17 protein-coding genes are annotated in these 23589 nt (G+C 44.2%); 2 read left to right on the top strand and 15 right to left on the bottom strand.

All coding sequences use genetic code 11. From position 1 onward, the window contains the following. Positions 1 to 45 precede the first annotated feature (45 nt). From CVU62_14985 to CVU62_14955, 7 genes are all read right to left on the bottom strand, one after another. On the bottom strand, positions 46 to 1851 hold the full coding sequence (locus tag CVU62_14985; protein ID PKN36457.1) for a hypothetical protein: 1806 nt from the start codon (positions 1849 to 1851) through the stop codon (positions 46 to 48). Positions 1852 to 2017: 166 nt separating this feature from the next. Beyond that, on the bottom strand, positions 2018 to 2746 hold the full coding sequence (locus CVU62_14980; protein PKN36456.1) for a hypothetical protein: 729 nt from the start codon (positions 2744 to 2746) through the stop codon (positions 2018 to 2020). Between the two features lie 774 nt (positions 2747 to 3520). After that, a complete protein-coding gene (locus CVU62_14975) occupies positions 3521 to 4312 on the bottom strand; it encodes a hypothetical protein (protein ID PKN36455.1) in 792 nt (263 codons plus the stop codon). 274 nt (positions 4313 to 4586) lie between these two features. Beyond that, positions 4587 to 6167 (bottom strand): ATP-dependent acyl-CoA ligase, encoded by a 1581-nt coding sequence (locus CVU62_14970; GenBank protein ID PKN36454.1) that lies wholly within the window; start codon positions 6165 to 6167, stop codon positions 4587 to 4589. Positions 6168 to 6386: 219 nt separating this feature from the next. Beyond that, complete coding sequence (locus tag CVU62_14965; protein PKN36453.1) at positions 6387 to 7631, bottom strand: thiolase; 1245 nt, start codon at positions 7629 to 7631, stop codon at positions 6387 to 6389. Between the two features lie 108 nt (positions 7632 to 7739). After that, on the bottom strand, positions 7740 to 9068 hold the full coding sequence (locus CVU62_14960) for an acyl-CoA dehydrogenase (GenBank protein ID PKN36452.1): 1329 nt from the start codon (positions 9066 to 9068) through the stop codon (positions 7740 to 7742). Next, positions 9065 to 10246 carry a hypothetical protein gene (locus CVU62_14955; protein ID PKN36451.1) on the bottom strand — a complete coding sequence of 394 codons (1182 nt, stop codon included), beginning with the start codon at positions 10244 to 10246 and terminating at the stop codon, positions 9065 to 9067. Before CVU62_14955 ends, CVU62_14960 begins: the two co-directional genes overlap by 4 nt. Positions 10247 to 10548: 302 nt before the next feature. Here CVU62_14955 and CVU62_14950 point away from each other — a divergent pair, with 302 nt between their 5' ends. Then, positions 10549 to 11220 (top strand): hypothetical protein, encoded by a 672-nt coding sequence (locus tag CVU62_14950; GenBank protein ID PKN36450.1) that lies wholly within the window; start codon positions 10549 to 10551, stop codon positions 11218 to 11220. Positions 11221 to 11450: 230 nt separating this feature from the next. Here CVU62_14950 and CVU62_14945 read toward each other — a convergent pair whose 3' ends face one another. After that, positions 11451 to 12239, bottom strand: a complete 789-nt coding sequence (locus CVU62_14945; protein ID PKN36449.1) for a hypothetical protein — start codon at positions 12237 to 12239, stop codon at positions 11451 to 11453. A 341-nt stretch (positions 12240 to 12580) separates the two neighbouring features. On the opposite strand from CVU62_14945, the gene CVU62_14940 reads away from it, so the two are divergent. Next, complete coding sequence (locus CVU62_14940) at positions 12581 to 13216, top strand: hypothetical protein (protein ID PKN36448.1); 636 nt, start codon at positions 12581 to 12583, stop codon at positions 13214 to 13216. Between the two features lie 115 nt (positions 13217 to 13331). Here the strand turns inward: CVU62_14940 and CVU62_14935 are convergent, their stop codons facing one another. The 7 genes from CVU62_14935 to CVU62_14905 form a co-directional block, all read right to left on the bottom strand. After that, the gene (locus CVU62_14935) at positions 13332 to 14828 is read right to left on the bottom strand and encodes an amidase (protein PKN36447.1); all 1497 of its coding nucleotides are present in this window, start codon (positions 14826 to 14828) and stop codon (positions 13332 to 13334) included. Between the two features lie 91 nt (positions 14829 to 14919). Next, positions 14920 to 16248 carry an FAD-dependent oxidoreductase gene (locus CVU62_14930; protein ID PKN36446.1) on the bottom strand — a complete coding sequence of 443 codons (1329 nt, stop codon included), beginning with the start codon at positions 16246 to 16248 and terminating at the stop codon, positions 14920 to 14922. Positions 16249 to 16326: 78 nt separating this feature from the next. Further along, on the bottom strand, positions 16327 to 18786 hold the full coding sequence (lon, locus tag CVU62_14925; protein ID PKN36445.1) for an endopeptidase La: 2460 nt from the start codon (positions 18784 to 18786) through the stop codon (positions 16327 to 16329). 47 nt (positions 18787 to 18833) lie between these two features. Continuing rightward, on the bottom strand, positions 18834 to 19274 hold the full coding sequence (locus CVU62_14920; GenBank protein PKN36444.1) for a hypothetical protein: 441 nt from the start codon (positions 19272 to 19274) through the stop codon (positions 18834 to 18836). A 147-nt stretch (positions 19275 to 19421) separates the two neighbouring features. Beyond that, positions 19422 to 22733: a hypothetical protein gene (locus tag CVU62_14915; protein PKN36443.1), complete on the bottom strand. Its 3312-nt coding sequence runs from the start codon at positions 22731 to 22733 to the stop codon at positions 19422 to 19424. Further along, positions 22730 to 23101: a hypothetical protein gene (locus tag CVU62_14910; GenBank protein ID PKN36442.1), complete on the bottom strand. Its 372-nt coding sequence runs from the start codon at positions 23099 to 23101 to the stop codon at positions 22730 to 22732. The genes CVU62_14915 and CVU62_14910 overlap by 4 nt, the downstream gene beginning before the upstream one ends. Continuing rightward, positions 23094 to 23423, bottom strand: a complete 330-nt coding sequence (locus tag CVU62_14905; GenBank protein ID PKN36441.1) for a hypothetical protein — start codon at positions 23421 to 23423, stop codon at positions 23094 to 23096. Before CVU62_14905 ends, CVU62_14910 begins: the two co-directional genes overlap by 8 nt. Between the last annotated feature and the right edge of the window lie 166 nt (positions 23424 to 23589).

Here is a 23589-nt window from a genome sequence, read left to right as displayed (position 1 = left end):
CCCGTTATTAATTGTCCGATTTAATAAAAATTACTGCAAATCAATTTATCTTACGTCTTTGCTTAAATCTTTCCCGATAGTATTGCTGTTTAGCTTCAAACCTAGCAGAGCGGCCGCTGTGACACCAAGGTCCGCAATCCGAACAGGCTTATTGCTTATACCTTTTTTCCTGCCGGGAACTGAAATCGCCGCGACAATTGGCAACGTATCAACCGATCCATGGCCACCATTGTAAACACGCCAAGGTGGCGTCCATTTCGGCACATTGATACCAACATTGGGAATCTGTCCATTATAAACAGGAATCTGCCAGCCATTTTTTGCCAGAATAATGAGATCGGGCCATATTAATGTTTTCTCTTTATCAATATCGACATAATAGGAGTGATAAAGTTCACCCGGCTGACACACCCCTTCGATACCTTTCTTCATATCATTACGGTCAAGCACCCACCATGGACACTCCTTGATACCTGTCTGAGAATTCAATGCCCGGTGAGCCAGCAACAAACTCTTTGCTTCAGGTACTTTTTCCTTATTATCCCGCCAATACAAAACGCCGTAACTGCTCACGCTGAAGGCATAAATATTCCTTTGTTTAAATATCCCCCCTTTTTTCATTATACCAGCGTTCTCCAGAAGCCCCATGCAATCCGTGGACGAGAAATCTTCGGTATAAAGATGATTTGTTGCGGAGTGGTCACTCAAGAGAATGACATTGGCATTATCGATCACGTTTTGTTTTTGCAAACCCTCTATAAGACGTCCGAATTGAATATCAACATCTCGAATAACATCAAGTATCGCCTCTTTGAAAAGGAGTTTGTTCCTTTTACTGACCAGTTGATATTCGGGTTTATTTTCACATCCATCGGGCGGTTCATACGGCGGATCAACATTTATAAACTCCGATGGATCCCAGGCATTGCCGATAGCGTGCCCCGCGTCGTCGCACTGGGCAAGGAGAATGTAAGCCATGTCTGGTTTTTCGCGTTTAAAAATTTCCAGAGTTGAATCCACTATCCAACTATCATGCGGGAAATGATTAGCAAAGTGTTCCATTTGCCATGTCAGGAAACTACCCTGGCCTGTATAGAGCCGCGTCATGAAGTTGCTTGAAATAGATTTTCCGAAAAATCCGAGCCTTCCCGATTCGGGGTCACAAGCGGAATCTTTATCCGTATGAGGGTCCGCAAGACTTTCCTTTTGTGGTGGATTCAAATAAGCAGGATGATTAGGCCCCGTAACCAAAATATCGATACCGGATGATGTTCCCTCGGCTCCACGAAACATCTCACCCACCCATTCTTTACCTGTAATGAGCATCGTTTTGGATTCCGGCCAGCATCGCTTCCATGCATGAAAAAGCGTCTCCACCGGTCTGCCCTTGTCATCCCTGGCAAATGACATATTTGTGCTTTTGATAACAATTTCACCTTTCTTATTCCATCCGGTTGGTTGTGCCCACACACTGATAATACCGGTTTGCGCGGAAGATGTTCCGGCCAGAGCGTTCAAATGATTCATGTCCGTGGCCGCGGGCAGATAACACCGGGCGTTTTTGTACCACAACGATTTTTTCAAGAAGGCGCGAATATTGGGCATCAGCCAATTTCCTTCGCGCCCTCCCGGCATACCCTGGGCATCGAGCTCAAAATATTTAGGATGAAGACCATCTATGGCAATGAAGATGAGTTTTTCTTTATTACTTTTATTTGCTCCAAGTATTGAAGCCCATGCGCTTTTGAGGGGAGACAAGACCGCGTTCATCATGGTCATGCTGCCCAATAGCGCGGTACCTTTTTTTATAAACAATCTCCGGTTTATTTTTTCTATTTCACTCGTCATCATCTACCATCCACTATTTAGTGACACTCGTTGAAAACGAGCACAGCGAAGTTTGAAGCGTTAGTGAAACTATCCCCGAAGCGGAGTGGGATTTGACACTCGCTAAGAACAAGTTGTAGGGCGCATTTCCCAAACGCGCCGTTGTTTTTGTCGGTGCGTCACCAAAAGTTTAACTCTTCGCTCGGCGCTTGGGCTTTTCGAGCGCAAAGAGGCTGGTGTATTTCTGGTAGAGTTCAAATAAAAATGCTACACGCTGGGCTTCAGTTGTAAAATTGGTTTTACCGTAAGCGGCATCCACGGCTTTATTCAGTTGCTGATGAGCTTTGAGAAGAACGGGCGGCATCGTCAGCGGATCGTAAAGGTCGACCAGCGTTGATTCGGGAAATTGCGCGCGGGCATCGAGAACCGCTTGCGCGGCGGCTTTGATGTTGACGGGGTCCTGCTCCTGAATTTTGTGGGTCTGGTAACCGGCGATAAAACCGAACAGACGGACGTTTTTGTGCAAATCTTTGAGGTCGAATTCGTGCTCTTCTTTTTCTTCCAGATCACAAAGTCTTATGCGGGCGAAATCGGAAACGATTACATATTTAGGCAGGTCGCGATTGCTGAGACCCGGAAAATAATCCAGCGCCTGTGAGTAGGCCGAATCCAAACTTTTGCCGCGTGATTTGTGCTCAACAATCAGGACGCTTTTCCGATACAGATCAATATAGCCGTATTTTTCACTGAGTTTTTTGACCGGTTCTTCAAAAGTGGCGACTCGTCGGCGGGGAACGCCATGAATATTGAAAAAACCATCCCGGAAGGTTTTGGCCTCGGCATCCTCGGAAGTTTCGTCCTGCCATTCCTTGGAAAATGCGAGTGCGCGTGTTTTAATTTCGTTCCAGCTAAGCGGCATTGGTTCCCTTATTCTGCATCAGTTTAAAGTAAGGCTTCTTTTGAGGGTTGTTAATGCTGGCTAAGTAGATAACTCTTTTAGTTAAATTTGTAAATAATAAAAAAGTGTGGAATGGAGCCTCTGGAGTAAGCGGACTAATATTGATGCCTCTATTGACATTAAAAAAGGCATCCATATATTAAAGGTGTCAAGGTGCTGCAATGCGAAAGGCTTGAATTATTTCTCTGAGATATGAAAAAAGTTCAATCATTTCACCGGGAGGTAAGAAGAAAAGCGTTTCGACATATTTGTTGCAATCATGAACTGCCCGAAAGGACAGTATTTAATAGGCTGATTACAGCCTAAGAAGAAGCAAGCATTGCAGCGCTCTTTGATATTGTTCAATTTTTTTTGAAAGATATGCATATAAGAGATTATGCAATCGAGATTCTGCGATGTTCGTATTGAGTCTATTCTACTGGAAGTTAACGAAAATGAAAACACAGAGTCTTTGTGGTGATTATCACCCTTAAAAGACCAAGAATTCAAATGATGGACTCCAGTAAAAGACAAGACGGCATAGGCGGATCTCGTTAGCCCCTCGATAGAGATATACTTCTTCGGGGGGCTTTTAATGAGTCCCAAATTTCAGAAGTGGAGCGCACTGAAATTTGCTGGACGAATTATCCCGATAACGGAGTTTATCGGGATTAGTGACACCGATATCCGAAAGCGAAGTGTATCGGAATTGGCTAGCCGAACTATCCCCGAAGCGAAGCGGAAGTTCACCCATTTTTACGAACTCATCAATGATGAAAGAATATTTTTAAAAACATCAGGCCTGATACTGATATCTCCCGTAAACGGATAATCCATGGCGATAACTGTAAAAAGGGTAATGGCAATCATTGCCGCCAGTAAGGACACCATGATCAAATGCGGAATAATATTTTCCGTACCAAACAACATGGTAAAAGCGATGGTAATAAAACTGCCAGCGATAAGCGCAAAATAGAGTAGCGGATTAATTCCTGCGCTGGCATAGATAATACGCTGTCGTCTCATTTCAGCCGCCTGATTCATTTTATCCACGGATTCCGCAAAAAATATTTTCTGCGTTTCATTTTCCGGTTGATAACCGCTGTAGAGTTTCCATAATTCTTCCTGCATCTTCTGCGCGCTGGAACTCCTCTGGCCTTTGACCATCGTTTGCCACTCTTCATTGATAATAGCCTTGACATAATTGGTCAGATTATTTTTCAGTTCGGCGCGAAATTCGGCCGGAAATGGTGTCGCGTCCCGATACAACGCTGCGATGCAGTTGGCTTCACTAATCGTAATATTCTCTGCCTTGTCAAAATCCTGCCACACAATGATGACCGTAAAAGCAAGAAGAACAGCGTAAATAACGCCAAGAGTGGCAAATATAAAACCGGCAATATCGTTATGAAGCTTGCACTTATAATGTGGATAAATTTTCCGGATAATGAGCAGGCTTATTACCGATATGCCAACATAGAGAACAACCATAATAAAGCAGAGTAGCCACGCCGGTATGTTTACAAGTAATATCTGGACAAAGGGCATAATTTTCTCCTGATAACATTATGTGTTCAAGGTATAACCATCCATGATGAAAATGTTTTTTTGAAATTACGGGCAAATCTTAAATAACAATTCCCTCCGTTCTTTTATTGCCCCGATGACTGTAACCATAATGAATTCAATTGGTAAAACATTTATTCTTATTGTGGGAAGTATAGGAAAGAACGGCCTTGTGTGTCAAGAAAATATTGACTCAATTATGCCGCAGATTCCAAACGGTCTCGTCAGAAAAAAATGGAAATATTTTTTTACTATACTATTTGGATTTCCCGGATATCAATTTTTGAACATTCACAACATTGGGCGCGTCCGGCCGAAATTGCTCCCTAAGAATCCTGTCCAAAGCTTTTTCCGTAATCGTTTTCGGAATGTCATCGACTATCTGAAAATATGATGGAACGGAATTGCGTTCAAGTTTCTTCACGCAAAGAGCGCTCAATGAATCCACGTCAATCTTTTTACCGGAAAAAGGCGCAACTGCAGCCACCAGATCGCTCTCACCGGGCGCTCCCGATGATGCCGGAACTCCGTATACACAGACCTCGGAAACACTTTCATGCTCTCCGATTATTTTCTCGACATAATCAGGGAAATCGAAGAAAAGAAAACCTTTATCGTCTTTGTGACAAATGTCGCCGCTGCGCAGCCATCCGCCTTTTGTTTTCTCATCGGACTCTTTTTTCTTTCCGAAGTAATCCACTTTTGTCGGACGGAATGTCATTTTGCTGATGAGTTCTCCCTTGACGAACGATCCGACTTCCTTATCGTTTTCATCAACTATTTTCATACGATACATCAGGAAATTCGGCTTGCCGAATGAGCCCACAGGCCCCTTCCCCGGCGGATTATGCGCCAGGCCTCCTTCTACCGCCGCGTACCATTCGTGTATTTTAACATTAAAGCGTTTCTCAAAATCCTCCCAGATGGCCGCCGGTGTTCCCGCGCTTATAACTACGCGCACCGGATTATCCGCGTCATTGGGTTTGGGCGGCTCATTATAAATACCGGCCATCATGCCGCCAAGAGATGAAAAAGAAGTGCAACCGTATTTGCGGCAGATATCCCAGATTCGGCTTTTGGTAAATTTCTCTCCGATGACGGCGGTTATTCCTTTGGACAAGGCCGGAAACAGAGTGACGGATTGACAATTGCCATGCGTCATGGAAAGGCCGTTGTATAGAATGTCATCATTCTTGTATTTGTAAATTATCTTCCCCAACAAAGCGGAATCCCTCAAGCGCTGGCCCCGGAGCATAACGCCTTTGGGATCGCCGGTTGTGCCCGATGTATGAATGATCTGCACCGGACGCTTTAAATTCATCGGCAAGGCTTTGTCCGGCAATGAACCGCTTTCTTTCTCCAATATTTCATTCAATACCGGATACGCGGAATTCACGGGAATTCCATGATGCTTTTTATAGGCAACTCCGATGACGGGAACATCCCGAATATCGTTTTCAATTTCTTTGATACTGCCGATGAATTCATCGGAGACGATAATTCCCTTGCACTTGGTATTCTTTATCTGGAAAGAAAGCTTCGCACCCTTGGAACGAGGATCAATGGGCACAACCATCGCGCCCAGCGACAGCGCCGCGGAGAGACTGTAGAGAAATTCCGGATGATTTCTCATCACGATGGCAAACGTGTCGCCCTCACCGATTCCGGCTTTGATGAGAGATCGCGAAATCCTGTTGGTATTTTCAAAAAGCCCTGCATAGGTTATGCGCTCGTCGCTTCCATCGTCGTTGACAATAATCAATGCTGTCTTATCCGGTTCCTTAATCTTTAACCACAGTGATTTAAACAAAGGAAAATCTTTCAACTCATCTGACATGTTTCTCTCCTTTTTTTACCATTTCTAAATCAAAGATGATATCGAAGCGGCCAAGGATATTGGATTGTGTCACAACCAGAAAAAGTACCATCAACATCGTCATACAGGCGTAGGCCGGCGGTGTGCCCCTTAGGGTATATCCAGTACTATAAAGCATTCTCTGGATTCCGGCCTTCGCCGGAATGACAGATAGATAAGTTTTTCAAAGGCCTTATCCCTTCATTTTGCCGGTGCCTCCAGTATGTGAATGCACATAGCCGCTTCTTCAACTCCGATATTGCCTCCGCCATTTTCGGCCAATCCCATACGCGCACCTTGCACCTGTCTTTTTCCCGCATCACCCCGCAACTGGGTTACGATTTCATGGATTTGCGAAAGTCCGGAAGCTCCAATGGGATGGCCTTTACACTCCAAACCTCCGCTGGTGTTAATAGGTTTTTCACCTCCTAACTTTGTCGCTCCGGATTCAGCATAGGGGCCTCCCTCTCCCATCGGACAAAATCCCATGGATTCTGTCTGATGCAACTCTCCCCATGCCGTGGCATCATGAACCTCGGCCAGGCTGATGTCTTTCGGACCAACACCTGCCATATCATAAGCCTTTTTTGCCAGGCGTTCGCCGATATCCGGATCATCCATATCTCTGTCTCTGCCCGTTCCCATTACAGAGGCCAGGATTTTAACCGGCCTGGCGTTTTTTAATTTCTTCAAATAACTCTCCGAACAAACAATGACTGCTGCGGCACCATCTCCAACCGGGGCACACATCGCTCTGGTTAAAGGATAGGAAATCGGTCTGTCTGCTAAAACTTCTTCAACCGTCATGTTTGTCTGGTACTGGGCAAGAGGATTGAGAGACGCGTGCCAGTGGTTTTTAGCGCAAACCACGGCCATTTGACGCTGTGTAGAACCGAAACGGGTCATATGCCACCGGGCACCCATTGCATAGGCATCCATAAAGACGCTGTGTCCCTCCCCAGGCGCGGGCTGTCCTGCGGGTATTTCGATCTTCACGCGACGGGTAAGTTCTTCATACAACTTTATTTGATCTTCATATCCCTCCGTATCCATACAATACGCGTAAGCTCCCAGCGACAAGGCTTTATTCGGATTGGATATTTTTTCTGAACCAATAGCCAGCGCCACATCATACATTCCTGCACAAACACCGGTATACGCCAGATGCAGCGCAGTAGAGCCGCCGGCACATGCATTTTCAACATTGGTTACAGGAATGTTTCCAATTCCCATACTCCTTAAAGCTACTTCCCCTCTGATGGAGTGCTGGTTGGAAAAAAGTCCCCAGAAGGTATTGGAAAAATAAGCGGTTTCTAGATCTTCTTTGACTAACCCGGCATCTTTCAAAACCAGATCTATAGCTTCATGGGCCATGCCCCTGACTGTTTTATCAGGATATTTATTAAATCTGATCATTCCGACACCAATGACATATACGTTATCCATTTTTATGACTCCTAAATCATCTTTTTAATTTCAACTAATAACATGACGGATTTATTTCGCCATGTTAACGATTTAAAACGCAAGATGTAAGATTTTTTTCCAAAATAATTATATTCTAAAATCCGTGTCCAAATGATGCTCAAAAAGCGCCAGCCGGTTAATCTGGTTTGTGCCTTCGTATATCTGCGTCAGACGCGAGTCGCGCCAGGCGCGCTCGACCCCATTAACATGCAGATATCCCTGGTCACCCATCAGTTCCATCGCCTGATTACAGACTTTAAACGCCGTGTCGGAAGCAAACACCTTGGCGGAAGCTGATGCCGATTGATAAGCGCGAAACTGTCTACAGCTATGCCAGATCATGGAACGAGCCGCCCAGAGGCTTATCGCCATATCCGCCAGCTCCAATTGAACATCCTGATATTGGATGAGTCGCTTCGGACCCAGATTAGTTTTTCTGCAGAATTCCAGACAACGTTCAAAAGCGCCGCGTCCGTGTCCCAGGGCCATCGCTCCGACAACAGGTCGCGAATAATTAAGCACGTTGCGATTAATGGCCCAACCCGATCGAAGTTTTCCGACAACATTTTTCTTTGGAATAAACACATTATCAAAAATAAGCTCTGAAGCGTCCGACGCCCGTTGTCCCATTTTACGTTCACTTCTTCCTACAGAAAATCCCTTCATCCCTCTTTCCACCAGAAAGCATGTCCATGATTCGATGCCTTCATTCTCCAGTTTTGCGAATACGGTTGCCTTATCTGCTATCGCTCCATCTGAAATAAAGCATTTGCGGCCGTTGAGAATGTATCCACCCTGATCGGGCGCTAATTTCGCAGTAGTGACCAGTTTGGCTAATGCTCCACCTTCAGTTTCTTCAACATCGGAACCGGCGCCAGGTTCGGTTATGGCAAAGGCCATGCATTCCGGCCTGCCCAGTATGTAAGATTTCAGATAAAAAGGAATCATTTGCCCCAGTATGTTTCTTAGACTTCCGGAAAGTAGAAGCGGAGCGATACCCAGGTTATGCGCCAGAAGAAGAAGCGTCAATCCTCCACACTCAGTTGCAAATTCTTCGCCCACAATAGCTACCTGAAACACCGTATTTCTGTAATATGGAAGTGTGCTGGCTGTGCCTAAAGGCGGGACAAGAAGTAGTGTTTGAAATCCCTGTCGCGCAGCGGCAGATAATATCGGTTTGGGATCATAATCATGAGGATGAAGATCAGCCTCCGGGGCCAGTGGTCGAATATATTCGCGGGCGAATTTCAGTGCTTTTCGCCGCCATCTGCGCACACCCCAGCTAAGGGTCTTCGTATCATGTTCCCAGATAGACATTTCCCTGTTATCAACCAGAAGGCGTCCGAAAATGTTCATCTTCTGAGTGGCGTTTTTCAGTTTGAGTTGATCTATACGTTCTTCAAGAGAGTTGTTCATAGTACGCCCTCCTTCTCAATATCGAAAATTAATTGCTTAAGGTAAGCGGAAGAACCGGACGCTAACTTCAGAACAGTTACATCTCTTAGCCGTTTCTCCATACCATAATCTTCCATGTAACCATATCCGCCGAAGGTCTGAAGACAATCGGTCACGGCACGGGAACAGAGATCCATAATCGTTAGTTTGACGGCCGCTGATTTCTTCAGTCCGGGAAATGATGTAAGAACGGCATTCTGCAAGGAATAGAGCGCTGCCTCTGCCACGTCAATCGAGGCTTCCGCGCCGGCAATAAGCATTTTCACCGCCGGATGTTCTTCAATCTGCATTCCACCCTGATATCTTTCTGCGGCGTATCTTCGAGCCGCGACAGCCGCTCCTTTGGCAACACCGGCAGCAATTGCCGACATCCCCATCCAGTTCAGGATCATGGCCCGAATAACCAACGAACGGGCGTCGCCGTCGTCCACGCGCGCTTCGAGTGGAATTTCCACATTGTTGAATTTAACATGTTCAACACAACAAGCTCTAAGGCCTGTTCTTACTCCCATATCTGTTCTTTCAATACCCTTTTCTTTCGTGCTCACCAAAAAGCATCCCCATTTTTCGCTTACACGTGCAAAAACAACATAGGCGTCAACACCCCTTAGCGAGTAAACAAAAGATTTAGAACCGTTAATTATGTAATTATTCGCTTTCTGCTCAGCGGTCGTTATGCTTTTGGCGGGGTTGTCTTTATCCGGTGAGATTATTGTCCCCAAAAAAGGAGGACAAAATCCTTCCTGAAGGCCCACTGCCACTTTAACCGGTGTAAAATTCAATTTTCTTTTTGTCTGAAGAAGCAGATTGGAAGCCACACCCTGCGCATGAAGGCTCATGGCAACTCCACCACAGGTTTCGGCAATTACGGATAAAATAAGCAAAGAAGGGATTACTCCCGTCTCTTCTATGGCGCTGCCCCAAATTCCATATTGGCAGCCGGAAAGGGACTCATCGGGAGAGGCAGCAATTCCTATCTCAAAAGCGGTTTTCAGTTTTTCCGGCAAAAGCTCTAAATTACCGTCGGAATACTCTCCTTGAAAAATAGGCAACAGCGACTTTTTGGCATACTGACTGGCCAGGTCCTGATAATGTGCAATATCTTCGGCACAGAGTTCTGCGACAGGTTCTTTCTCCATTTTCCCCCTCCCTTTTTTTATAGTAAGAGTTCTTACATTATAAAACAGGCTTATGAAAAGCTTAAGCCTGGCGTATGCCGGGCCGAAACCAGTGAAGGTTTGCGGTGCTAGCGCAACTTAATAGAGCCGTCCTTAATATTTTCTGATGATGCGGAATTAAAAGCCTGATGAATTTATATCAGTCACTTTTAATATTGTCAACATAAATGTGACCTAAGGGTCATAATTTATCCGCCTGTAAAAAATCGTTGAACTTCAGCCCATTATTCATATATAAGAACAAAAACTGATACAACCATCTTATTCCGGAGGGTGTCATAAAAGTGAAAAAAGCTACTGTCTTTCTCCCCAATAAAGCCCGCATACCGAAACAAACACGGGGAATTGAAACAAAAGAGAAAATAGTCAAATCCGCAACAAAATTATTCACCGAAAAGGGATACCATCAAACCAACGCACGGCAAATTGCCGCCAGGGCCAAAGTTGCCAAAGGCACCTTCTACAGTTATTTCAACAATAAAAAGGAAGTCTTTGCAGAAATAATCGAATGTATTTTTCGAAATACTTCTGAAAAAATTTTACTCAATCTTGAACTCAAAACTTATAAAAACCCCGCGGACACATACAAAGAAGCAAAAAAGATGGCACATCTGATAATTAATCAGGTTCTTTCCGAATACAAAGTTAACCATAAACTTCTCAAACAAATACTGGCCATGGCGTTACTGGATAAGGAAATAGAGAAAATACGCTGCACAGAAGAAAAAAAAATAATAAACTTGCTGATTTTATATATGCGGACATATAAAGAAAATATTCGCGTATCCGATTTTGAGGCGGCGGCCATAATGTTACTTAAATGCGCTGAAGAAATGATGCATCAAATTAAATTTAACAGCACCGGCGTAGAAAAAGAAAGACTTATAAATGAGATGGAAGATATAGTTTTGAGATATCTGCTGCCCGAAAATTGATACCCTTTCCAGATACACCGCCTCTAAATCTCATCTAAGATAGACTTCCCTACTTGTGTCCAATTCTCTGTTTAATATCCAAGCGCCGGCTTTTCGTGGAACGTTGCCAATCCCGTGCGTGTAGTTATGGTGTTCGGAGATGAATAAACTACCGTTTTGTTATCCCTACTACAGCCTTTTCAGGGGTAATTGTGAAACATATCGTATATATTCTAACTACTTTTTATACATTATTTTTGCTGTTTTCTGCGAGGGAAGTGTGGACAAACCAGCAGACACTCCATACACCTGATTCCGTAGTTCTCAAACATGCTTGTCGTGAAATATTCCATAAAAGACTTCATCCAATCGACTTTTCCAGCCATCCATCTCAGTATCGACTGAATCGGGTAAGGAGGCAGAAGAGTGTGTCCGATACAATTGGTCATGCATTTGGTGATATTTATTTCTCCGTCACTAAGAGCTCCGACCGGGCAGGCCTTTTCACACAAATTACATGAGGGGGGACAGATATTTTTATATTCTTTTGGCCTGCCGGTCGGAAGTTCTGCAGTGGTGATAAAACCACCTAACCGGAGTATGTTTCCGTATTCAGGATGAACGAATATTGTGTTTTTGCCGAGTTTACCGATACCTGCTTCGGCAGCAGCATGTTTGAAGCTGATCATCCCACACGGCTCTCCCCGATAGAATTTAAGCGGGCTATAAGCCGGAACAGCCAGTGAGGGGAATCCTTCGCTTTCGAGCATTGTTGCCATGACGCAGGCAGCATCATTCATGCGCCGGTAATTGTCGGCAAATGCCCTGGTATAAAACATATAGTGAGGATCATTGTCGGACACAAAAACCGACTTTGGTAGTTGCCTGCCCAGGATAACAACGCTTCGCGCATCGGAAAGATAATCACCAGGTCTGAAACCGTCAGGTGCGGCAAGATTCAATCGCCCTGCATCAGCAACGGCAACGACCGGAATATCGAATTCACCGGCTTTTTTGATAATTTCGTCCATGTAATTCATAGACTTAATTGTACATCCTTAGAGGAATACATATCTTTTTTGAATAACAAACCGGACATCCATCCCCTCCAGCTACAAATATTTTGACTATTTCATATGACTACATGTATTAAGGTATCCGGTTAAAAATATATTTAAAAAGCATATCTCGCTTGCATTTAGACAATCTTTATGCTATTCATATGAAAGAACTTTCATATTGTCAAGCTCAATTTTTTTACTCACTTCATTTCTAATGAAGAAATGATAAAAATTAAGACATGGCAATAAATAATGTTTTTCTTTATTTTTTTATCGATTAATGTTATGAATAAATAATTTTTATTTTAAGGAAGAAAGTTTTGGCAAAATCACTCAAGGCACGCATACCTGTTCAGCAACGGGGAATTGAAACAAAAGAAAAAATTGTCACCGCTGCAATGGAGTTATTTGCTGAAAAGGGATATCATAAAACAAATGCTATGGAAATTGCCGCCAAAGCTGAAACCGCAACGGGCACATTCTACAGCTATTTCAATAATAAAAAAGAAGTTTTTATCGAAATAATAATACGGGTATTTAAAAGTATCGCTGAAAATGTGTTACTTAAAATCGAGCTCAAAACACACAAAAACCAGGCAGATAATTATAACGAGCTGAGAGATATATTGCATTTCATTGTAACAAATATTCTGCAGGCATACAGAATTAACAATCGACTTTTTAAAGAAATCCTTGCCATGGTATTACTGGACAATGAAATAGAAAAAATACGTGTCAAGGAAGAAAAAAAAGTAATCAATCTGATCGTCTTGGTACTGCAAACTTACAAAAATTCATTGCGTACATCCGATATTGAAGCAGCCGCAGTAATACTTCTTAAATTCATGGAAGAAATGGTGCACCTAATAAAATTTGGCAGTACCGATATTAAAGAAAAAAGGCTTCTAAAAGAAATAGAAGACCTGATGTGCAGGTACCTGCTGATCGAAAATTGACGCTGATTCCACAACTATCATAATTCCCTGTTTACAACCTAGACATTCCCGCAATATAAAATCTTGCCTGGCTGGAATAACCATTAGAAAACTTATTATGTTCTTCAGTCATAAATCAGACTTTCAACTCAGGACGTTTGTCAAACCACGGTTTTACTTTTTCCAGCTGAGAAGCTAACCTGAACAGTGTGGCTTCATCACCAAACGGCGCGATGAATTGGACACCGCAGGGCATGCCTTTTTTATCCCACTGCAAAGGCACATTCATCGCCGGCTGGCCGGTAAAATTGGCTAATTGGGTGAAAGGAGTTTTGGCGAGAGTTTGTATAGCTATTTGATTTACCATCCCGGAGGCCTTGGCCAGAAAGCCAAGATTAAGCACACTTAATATTTTCATGGCAACTTTTTCATAAGATTTCGGCAAAAGCTCTCCTATCTTTGCCGGCGGAGCAGCTACAGTCGGGGTTAGAAATAAATCATACTTGAGGTGGAACTGCCCCATTACCCTTGCAGCGATATCCCATTCTCTCATAGCTCGGACAAAATCAAACGCGGTGTAATGATGGCCGAGTTGGCCGAAAAACCATGTGGCTATTTCAAAATCACTTCGGCTAACTTTTTTCTTCAAAACTGATCGGGCAAGTTCGATGTCGGCGGCAATTTCCCCAAAATAAAGGGTAAAATAAGAATTGGCCAGTCTGATGCCATCGAGTTCCGGTCTCGCCTCTTCCACATTGTGGCCCAAATCCTGGAGCAATTTGGCAGTTTGTAGAACGGCCTCTTTGCAATACTCATGTGTTCCGGTACCTAAAGGAGATTCGGTATTAAAGGCTATTTTCAAGGAACCGGTCTCACAATTAATTTCATCGGTATACGGCCGTTCCGGCGGCTTGATTATATAAGGGGCACCAACATCCGCACCACAAATGGCATCCAACATAGCAGCGTTATCCCGCACCGACCGCGTCAGCACATGTTCTATCGCTGCGCCTTGCCATAACTCGCCATATTTAGGACCTGTTGGTGTACGGCCACGGGTAGGCTTTAATCCGAACAATGCGCAAAAAGCCGACGGGATGCGAATCGAACCTCCCCCATCTCCCCCGGAAGCCATCGGTACCATGCCGGAAGCCACCGCTGCAGCGGAACCTCCGCTTGATCCGCCGGGAGTGTGCTCAATATTCCACGGGTTACGTGTGGGTCCGTACAATTCCGGTTCGGTTATGCCCATCAAACCGAATTCAGGGGTGTTGGTTTTGCCCAGCGCAATCAACCCTGATTTTTTAAAACGCTTCACCAGTTCACTGTCGTAGTCGGGAATATAATCTTTATAAGCCCGGCAGCCGCTTGTCAATTTTACTCCCGAGTAGGCACTGATTAAATCCTTTAAGAGAAAAGGAACTCCGGTGAAAGGTCCGTCAGGAAGAGACTTTTTCACGGTTTCGCGCCCCATGTCAAACATGGGATTTATCACAGCGTTGAGTATGGGGTTCAACTTTTCAATGCGGTTTATCGCTTCTTCGCAAAGTTCGGCCGGAGAAATTTTCTTTTCACGGACAAGTTTCGCCAATCCCACCGCGTCATATTGATCGTACTCAACAAAACCGGCCATGTTTTATCCCTCCTCCCTGATAATTGATGAATCCCTTGTTTAATCTCAATATTTTGATATTTATTTTTTACTGCATAATCAAATCACTTTATCATTTTCCAGAAGAATTAATCTCCTTCCTGATACCTCGGATACAGGAAGAGCTTTGAGCCTTAGAAGGTATATTCGACGGAAATACATAACGCACGGCGCGTTCATAGAGAAGGTAATCCCATGCCCAGTTGATTAGAACCATAACCCTGTTGCGAAAACCAATTAGATTAAAAAGATGGATGACCAGCCACATTACCCAGGCAAAAAATCCGGTAAAAGTACGGGAGCCGATGGCAACCCCGGCAGCTTTACGGCCTATAGTGATCATCGACCCGCGATCTTTGTATACAAAAGGTTGCGGCGGCGAACCTCTGATTTGTCTTAAAATGTTTTGCGCAGATGTAACGCCGGATTGAATGGCTACCTGTGCAACCATCGGAAGTACACGATGACTTTCGCTGATCGACGCCAGATCGCCAATCACATAAATATTCTGCTGATCTTGAATCTGCAGTGTCTTGCTAACTGTTACACGACCATCGCGCGTAACCGGAATATTGGAAGCAGCGGCAAGTCCTTCTCCCTTAACGCCTGCCGTCCAGACAACAGTGTTCGTCTCAATATTATCCGCGCCTTTTAAAACGACTCTGTCCGGAAAGACTTCGGCGACCACGGACTTCAGGCGTACATCCACGCCCATTTCCCGCAGTTGTCTGGCCGCGTAGTCCCTGATGTTCGCAGGCATGGCCGAAACCAGTTGTTCTGCCGCTTCCAGCAGAATGATTCGTGTTTCGGAAAAATCAATGCCGTGATAATCTTTGATCAGCGGACCATGAATAAGTTCCGTGAGTGCTCCTGAATATTCCACGCCGGTTGCGCCGCCGCCGACAATAACGAACGTCAGCAAACTCTTTCTTCTTTCCGCGTCCGGTTCTCTCGCCGCCGTCTCAAAGCAGCAGATGATATGATTTTTCAACGCCACGGCTTCTTCCAGCGTTTTGAGAAAATACGCATTTTCTTCGACACCAGAAACACCAAAGGTTGAAGTGACGCTGCCACTGGCCAGAATCAGATAATCATAAGGTATGGATTCACCATCCGTTTCTATTTGACGATTTTGCAAATCAATCCGCCGCGCATGCGCCAGAATAAAATCGAGGTTCGGCGTTTTTGTAAATATGCTGCGCACAGGATAGGCAATATCTTCGGCAGTGAGTTCAGCTGCTGCCACCTGATAAAGAAGAGCTAGAAAGGTGTGATAATTGTTGTGGTCGATCAATAGCACATTCACAGGCTGGTCGGCCAGCGTACGCGCCGCCCACAAACCGCCAAAGCCCCCGCCGATAATGACGACTCGTGGTCTTTTACCTTCAGTTGAATTTCCCAATAACTCACCTTTGGAATGATTTAGTTATTCCCGTGAATAAATTGTTCCATTTAAAATAATGGTCGCGACCGTTATCTGTTATTTTTTTGCTTTTGCAACCTTTTTGCGAATGCTGGCTGATTTTTTCTTTTTTACCGACATCACCGGTTTACGCTTTTTAGCCGGCACGACGGGCAGTTTTTTCTCCTTTACAGGTTCCAGCGCCAGCTTTACCACGTCCATCATATCGTTGATAAAGTGAAATGAAATCTGTTTTTTCACATTGGCCGGGATATCTTCAAGATCTTTACGGTTCCATGCGGGCAGCAGGATGGTTTTAATGCCGGCACGGTAAGCCGCGAGCACTTTTTCCTTGATGCCGCCCACCGGCAGTACGGCACCGCGCAGTGTAATTTCACCGGTCATAGCCAAATGCTTTTTTACCTTGCGGTTGGTCAATAAAGATGTGAGCACTGTGAGCATCGTCACGCCCGCCGACGGACCGTCTTTGGGGATCGCTCCTGCCGGCACATGAATATGGATATCCATATTGTCAAAAAACTCTGAATCCACACCTAGTTCCTCGGCGTTCGTGCGGATAAAGCTTAATGCCGCCGACGCTGATTCTTTCATCACGTCACCCAATTGTCCGGTAAGCGCAAGGCCTTTCTTACCTCTCATGGCCGTGGCTTCAATAAATAATATATCGCCGCCCACCGGTGTCCAGGCCAGGCCGATGGCTATGCCAGGCCTGGTAATCCGCGAATCAACGTCCGTTGGTACCCGCACAGGTCCTAAATAATTGGGGATATCCTTATCCGTAACTGTTTTGGACGTAATGCTTCCTTCGGCTATCTGGGCCGCCACGCCGCGACAGGCGTTGGCAATTTCCCTCTCCAGATTACGCACGCCCGCTTCACGCGTATAACCGGTAATAATGAAATTAAGCGCTTTTTCATTTAATCGAAACTGATCAGCAGTCAGGCCGTTTTCCTTCAATTGCCGAGGAATTAAATACCGCTCGGCAATCTTTACTTTTTCTTCCTGCGTGTAGCCTGTCAGCTCAATAACTTCCAGCCTGTCGAGCAGCGCCGGAGGAATCGTGTCCAGCATATTGGCTGTCGTAATGAACATGACATGCGATAAATCGAATGCGACATCCAGATAGTGATCGGAAAACGAATTGTTCTGCTGCGGATCCAAAACCTCCAGCAGAGCCGATGAAGGATCACCGCGGAAATCGCTACCGACTTTATCTATTTCGTCGAGCATAAACACGGGGTTATTCGACTCCGCGCGTCTCAGTCCCTGAATAATACGTCCGGGTAAAGCGCCAATGTAAGTGCGGCGATGACCTCTAATTTCAGCTTCATCGCGCACACCGCCCAGTGATATACGCACAAACTTGCGCTCCAGCGCCCGGGCGATGGAATGTCCCAGCGATGTCTTGCCGGTTCCCGGAGGTCCCACAAAACAAAGAATGGGCCCCTTGGAATCCGGCTTGAGCTTGCGTACCGCCAGATATTCAATGATGCGCTTCTTGGGTTTAGCAAGACCGTAGTGATCTTCATCCAGAACCTGGCGAGCTTTCGCTATATCAAGATTATCGACTGTCGAATCGTTCCAGGGAAGTACCGTTATCCAATCAAGATAGGTCGAAGAAACTGTATATTCCGCTGATGACGGATGCATGCGGGACAAGCGTTCCAATTCCCTTAAAGCTTCTTTCTTTGCTTCTTCGGGAAGATTTTTTTCTTCAATTTTTTTACGGTATTCTTCCGTCTCTACCGTATTTTCATCTGTTTCACCCAATTCCTGCTTGATAGCCTTCATTTGCTGGCGCAGATAATATTCTCTCTGGCTTTTATCAATGTCATCCTTGACTTTGGTTTGAATTTTATTGCCCAGTTCCAGAACTTCCATCTGATGATTAACCATGCTGGTCACTGCTTTAAGGCGCTCCTTCACATCGGCAATATCCAGTATTTTTTGTTTTTCCTCTATCGGCGCGTTGATAATCGAAGCAATCAAATCAGCCAGAATGCCCGCCTCAGTAATGGACTTGGCCATCGGACCGAACTCCGGAGGAAGAAAAGGCGAGAGCCTTAATATCTGGTCAAATAATGACAGCAGATTGGACATCAGTGCTTCGGTTTCCAGATCTTTAACTCCCGTTTCTTCAATCAATTTAATGCGCGCTTGCTTATAAAGCTTGCCTTCAATAAGTTCTACAATTGAAAAACGGCTGATACCCTGTAAAAGCATTTGCGTATGGTTTTCTGCAGTCTTGACCATCTTCATAATCATAGCGCATGTACCGACTTCATGAAGATCGTCCATGCTATATTGATTCGGATTGTCCGGCTCTTTTTTATGCATAATCAGACCTATAATGCGGTCTTTCGTCATAGCTTCATCAACCAGCAATGACAGGTTGCCCGTGACCTCCAGGGGAATCACGGTTTTTGGAAACACCAGCACCTTATGCAGGGGAATAAGGGGAATCAATTCAGGAATATTGAAGCTATTTTTATTTTCTGTGACGTTTTGTTCCGTCATGTTAACCTCCAGATGTTGTTTTCGAGAAAAAAATCGGCGTTTATTTGCTATTTCGTTGCAATAACCGAAATGCGATGTGTCTTGCCGGGCAAAAGCTTGTTCATTCGCACCACCAAAATGCCGTCGGCGTAAGAAGCTACTGCGGATTGCACATCTACCAACGCGGGCAATACAACGTTTCTTTCAAAATAGCCGTGTGGAATTTCTGCCTGACAGTAACGTGCGTTACTCAAAAGCTGAATCGCCTTGCGACTGCCGGCGATTTTGATTTTTTTACGGTCAACTTCTATATTCAAATCTTCCTTATTAAGTCCCGCCACATCCACGAGCACAATGATCTCCTCTATTGATTCGTACACATCAATATTAGGCTGCCATGTGCATTTGTAATTTTTGAAGGCCGGGCGGACGAGATGAAATACCTCATCAACCGCTTTTTGAAATTCGTCTTCAAAACTACCGCCGAAATTAATTTTTATGTAAGTCATTTCCGCCGCCTCTTGGATCAGTTTTTTAATATTTTTTAAAGTATAGTCATTCGATAACGATTTGTAAAGGCTGCATTTTAAAATCTGTTATCATGTAGAATTTCTTCCATTTTACTTTCTTCCATCCTTATAAGGCTTCATCCGGTTTTATAACGCCTTCTTTAGTTTCAGCCAACGGCTTAAGGTTAGATAGAGAGTCGAGGCATCGATAGGTTTGGCAATGTAATCATTCATTCCCGCGGCAAGACATTTTTCCTTATCTCCGCTCATGGCTTGAGCGGTCATGGCAATGATGGGAATCGTCTCGAATCTTTGATCTTGTCTGATGATCTCTGTCGCTTTGTATCCATCCATTTCAGGCATTTGTATATCCATAAGAACAAGATCAAAGAGTTCCTGATTTATTTTATTAAGGGCATCTTTTCCGTTTTTAGCAACGACTACTTTTATGTTTGCCTTCTCCAGAATCTCACGGGCAATCTGCTGGTTGATAAAATTATCATCTACAAGAAGCACGCAATTCCCGCCCAGTTGCGCCATTAAAGATTTTTTGTCGGTATCATGAACATCTCTGGCGGTTATTTCAATTTTCTTATCAGTTGTCGCAGTGGAATCAAACTTTTCTGTCTTTTCCCCGATCCCCAAAGGAATCAAAAAGGTGAATGTGCTCCCTTTTCCGATTTCACTCGACACATCTATTTCTCCTCCCATGAGCTGAACCAGTCGCTTGGAAATGGCAAGTCCGAGGCCTGTTCCACCATATCGTCGCGTGATAGAACCGTCTGCTTGCGTGAATAATTGGAATAAATTTTTTATCTGCTCTGGTGTCAGACCAATGCCCGTATCTCTTATAGAAAACCTCAACCGGGTATAATCCTTTTCTCCGCTCTTGAACTTATCGTATAGTTCTACCCTGATAACTACTTCTCCCTTGTCTGTAAATTTAACTGCGTTACTGATCAGATTCATGAGAATCTGCTGAAGACGCAGAGGATCTCCTTCCAGAGAAAGAGGAACATGATCATCGATATGGGCAAAAAGTGCGAGTCCTTTTTTTTCGGCACCGGGATATGTTATATCGTAAACATTAGTCATCACATCTTCAAGATTAAACTTGAGGATATCCAGATTCATTTTATCTGCCTCGATCTTGGAAAAATCGAGGATATCGTTGATTATCGTCAAAAGATTCTGTGCAGAGGTCTCGATCTTAGTCAGATAATCCCGCTGTTTTTCCGTCAGGTCAGTTTGGATGGCGAGGTTAACAAGGCCGATAATGCCGTTCATAGGAGTACGAATCTCGTGGCTCATAGTGGCAAGAAATTCACTTTTGGCCTTTGTTGCCGCCTCAGCTACTTCTTTGCTCCTCAAACTTTCCTTCAGGGAAGCTTCCTTGGCCTTGATATCCGTTACATCTCTTATCACCTCGATGGATCCGAAACGCATCCCGTCCCTGTCAAAAAGGGGAGCCGCTACATGCCACAGGTGTGCTCCCTTGCCGCCATAGAGGGTAGGGATATATGATTCGGCATAGATTTTATTGCCTCGTTCGACATACTTGTATAAGGCATAAATTTCATTGTCGGATTTATCCAATTCGGACTTATCCAAAAGGTCGATAAGGACAGGTCGCCTCCGCCCGTAGAAGGGCAGCGCATATTCATAATCGTCCTTGCCCAGCATAACTTCCTTTTTTACTCCCGTCATTTCTTCGATAGCACGATTCCAGGCAGTGATCTTCTTTTCCTGATTGATAACGAAAGTTGCGTCAGGGATGAATTCTATAATATCGTTCAGTCTCCGGGTAAGGAAAAGGAGTTCTTTCTCTGCCTGTCTGCGTTCGGTGGTATCCCTGGCGATAGCCTGGATCGCTATAGGTTTTCCGTTGGATATAACGGCTGATCCTTGAGATTCCACGTATACATCAGTGCCGTCTTTGTGCCGCAACTTGATCTCCGCCACGTCCTTTTGAACACCGGTTTCCCGAATCTCCCGTACTATTTCTAACGCAAGCGGAATTTGATCTTCGTCCATTAGCGAGACAATGTTGAGGGAAGGAATCTCCTCCCTCTTATAGCCCAGCCTGTTCAGGGCCGCATCGTTGGCATCGATGACGCGACCTTCGAAATCAATAATATAAACAAGGTCGAGCGAATGGTCGAAAAGCGCCTTATATCGTTCCTCGCTCTCGCGTGATTTTTCCAGCGCAGCCTCCCTTTGAGACTCCGCCTTCTTGCGGTCCGTGATCTCACGGGTTAAGCCTATAATGCCCACTGGTCTCTGATCTTCATCTCTGATAAAGGAAAAATTAACCTCTGTCCACACAGTGGTCCCATCTTTTCGCCTCATTTCCAACTGAAGCGTATGGGATTCAGTAATATCTCCATATTTGATTTTTTCCAGTTCCATGACATCAGAAAAGGTCTTCATGGCAAGATCCATGGAGGATGGTGTCAATGTCTGCTCAATGGACTGTTGTTTCAACACTTCTTCCTGTTCGTATCCCCTTAGGATTTTCACGGAAGGGCTGATATAGGTGTACTTAAGATTCATATCTAAGGCAAAAATGACATCATGAATATTATCAGCCAACAGGCGATATTTTTTTTCACTTTCCCTCAACTCCTCCTCCGCCCTCTTTCGCTCGGTGACATCGTGGATAATTCCTCTAAATCCTGCTATTTTACCTAATGAATCTTTTTTTAACGATATTGATAATTCCACGTACATTTTAGTTCCATCTTTTCTTACAGCCTGCCAATTAAATTCTTTGATGGGTTTACCTGTTTTATAAACTTTATTATAAGCCTGAAAAACCTTTTTTGCGGTCTCTTTATCTGTATACTGCCGGTAATTCATACCCATCAATTCTTCTTTGGAATAGCCATAGAGTCGGCACAATGAATCGTTGAAAAAGGTGAGGTTACCGGCGAGATCCACTTCGTAATAGCCATCTTCGATATTTTCAAGAATATTTCGATATTTTTCTTCACTTTGACGCAGCGCTTCAAGCGCAGCCTCTCTTTGGGCCTCCGCCTGCTTTTGCTTGTTTCTAACTTCTGATTCTTCTAATTCTCTGGCTATGGCTGAACAAAGACGGGACAAGTTAGCCTTCATAAAATAATCATGAGCGCCCAGACGCATGCACTCTACGGCTGTTTCTTCACCGATAGTTCCGGATATTATGATAAGAGGAATATCTATATTTTTTTCTTTTAAAAGGGCTATGGCTGAGGGAGCATCGAATTTCGGCATTTTATAATCGCAAAGGATGACGTCCCATTGCTTTTCTAGGAGGGATTTTTTCATTGCGGCGGCGGTTTCCACCCTTTCATAAACAGGATTGTATCCGCCTTTCTTCAGTTTACGAATTATAAGCAACACATCGTCTTCCGAATCATCGACCATTAACACCCGGAGTATTGGCGGATTGCCGATATCAGATTTGAGGTTGCTCATATGTATTTATGTATTTCTTTCAGTAATGCCTTTAAATCATAAGGTTTGGCTATAAAATAATGCCCGTGGATCATATTCTTACGCTTTTCCTCTTCCCCTTTAGTTAATAACGCCGTCAGAAAGATTATGGGAATATTTTGTGTCTGGGGGTATTCCTTCAATGCATCAGCCACTTCTCCTCCGCTAATATCCGGCATATTAATATCGAGCAATATTAGATCTGGATTTTGTGTTCTTGCTAATGAAATAGCCTGCTTACCACTCTGACCGATGATAACAGTAAATCCTTCTTTCGTTAAATCATTTTCTGCGAGTTTGATAAATACCTTGTCGTCATCGACCACAAGAATTTTCTTGGATTCAGCCATCGGATACCTCCTTTTTAACTTCCTCAAAAAAAACTCTTAGTTTACCTATATTATTTTTGATAACGATAATATCCTGTTGCTCAATAGCTCCCCGTTCTATCTCTTTTGCCATCCCTTGAATCCCGTCTATGCGCAGATTTCCGGCCGAACCTTTGATAAAATGCGCGTTCTTTCTGATTTCTTCATAATCTTTATTATATACAGTTTCTTCAAATATTTTTAAAGCAGACTCGGTCTGCTCGATAAATATTTCCAAAAGTTCATTGAACAGTTTTTCGGAAATTCCGAGTTCTTGCAATGCCCGCGCTCTGTCTATCTGCATGACCAGCTACTCCGTACATTTACAATGGCTACCAGATTTAAGAATTGCCCTGATCCTTGCCCTACGGAATGATGGAAAGAGTGCTATAAAGACTGCCAGATTTAGAATTATCATAATCGCTGATAACTGAAGGCTGATAGCCAATAAACCTGTATGTTAATTATAC

The sequence above is a fragment of the Deltaproteobacteria bacterium HGW-Deltaproteobacteria-2 genome, from assembly GCA_002840505.1.
GTDB lineage: Bacteria > Desulfobacterota > Syntrophia > Syntrophales > Smithellaceae > Smithella.
The sequence above is the reverse complement of the archived record's forward strand: the minus strand, read 5'-3'. Positions and strand labels throughout refer to the sequence as shown.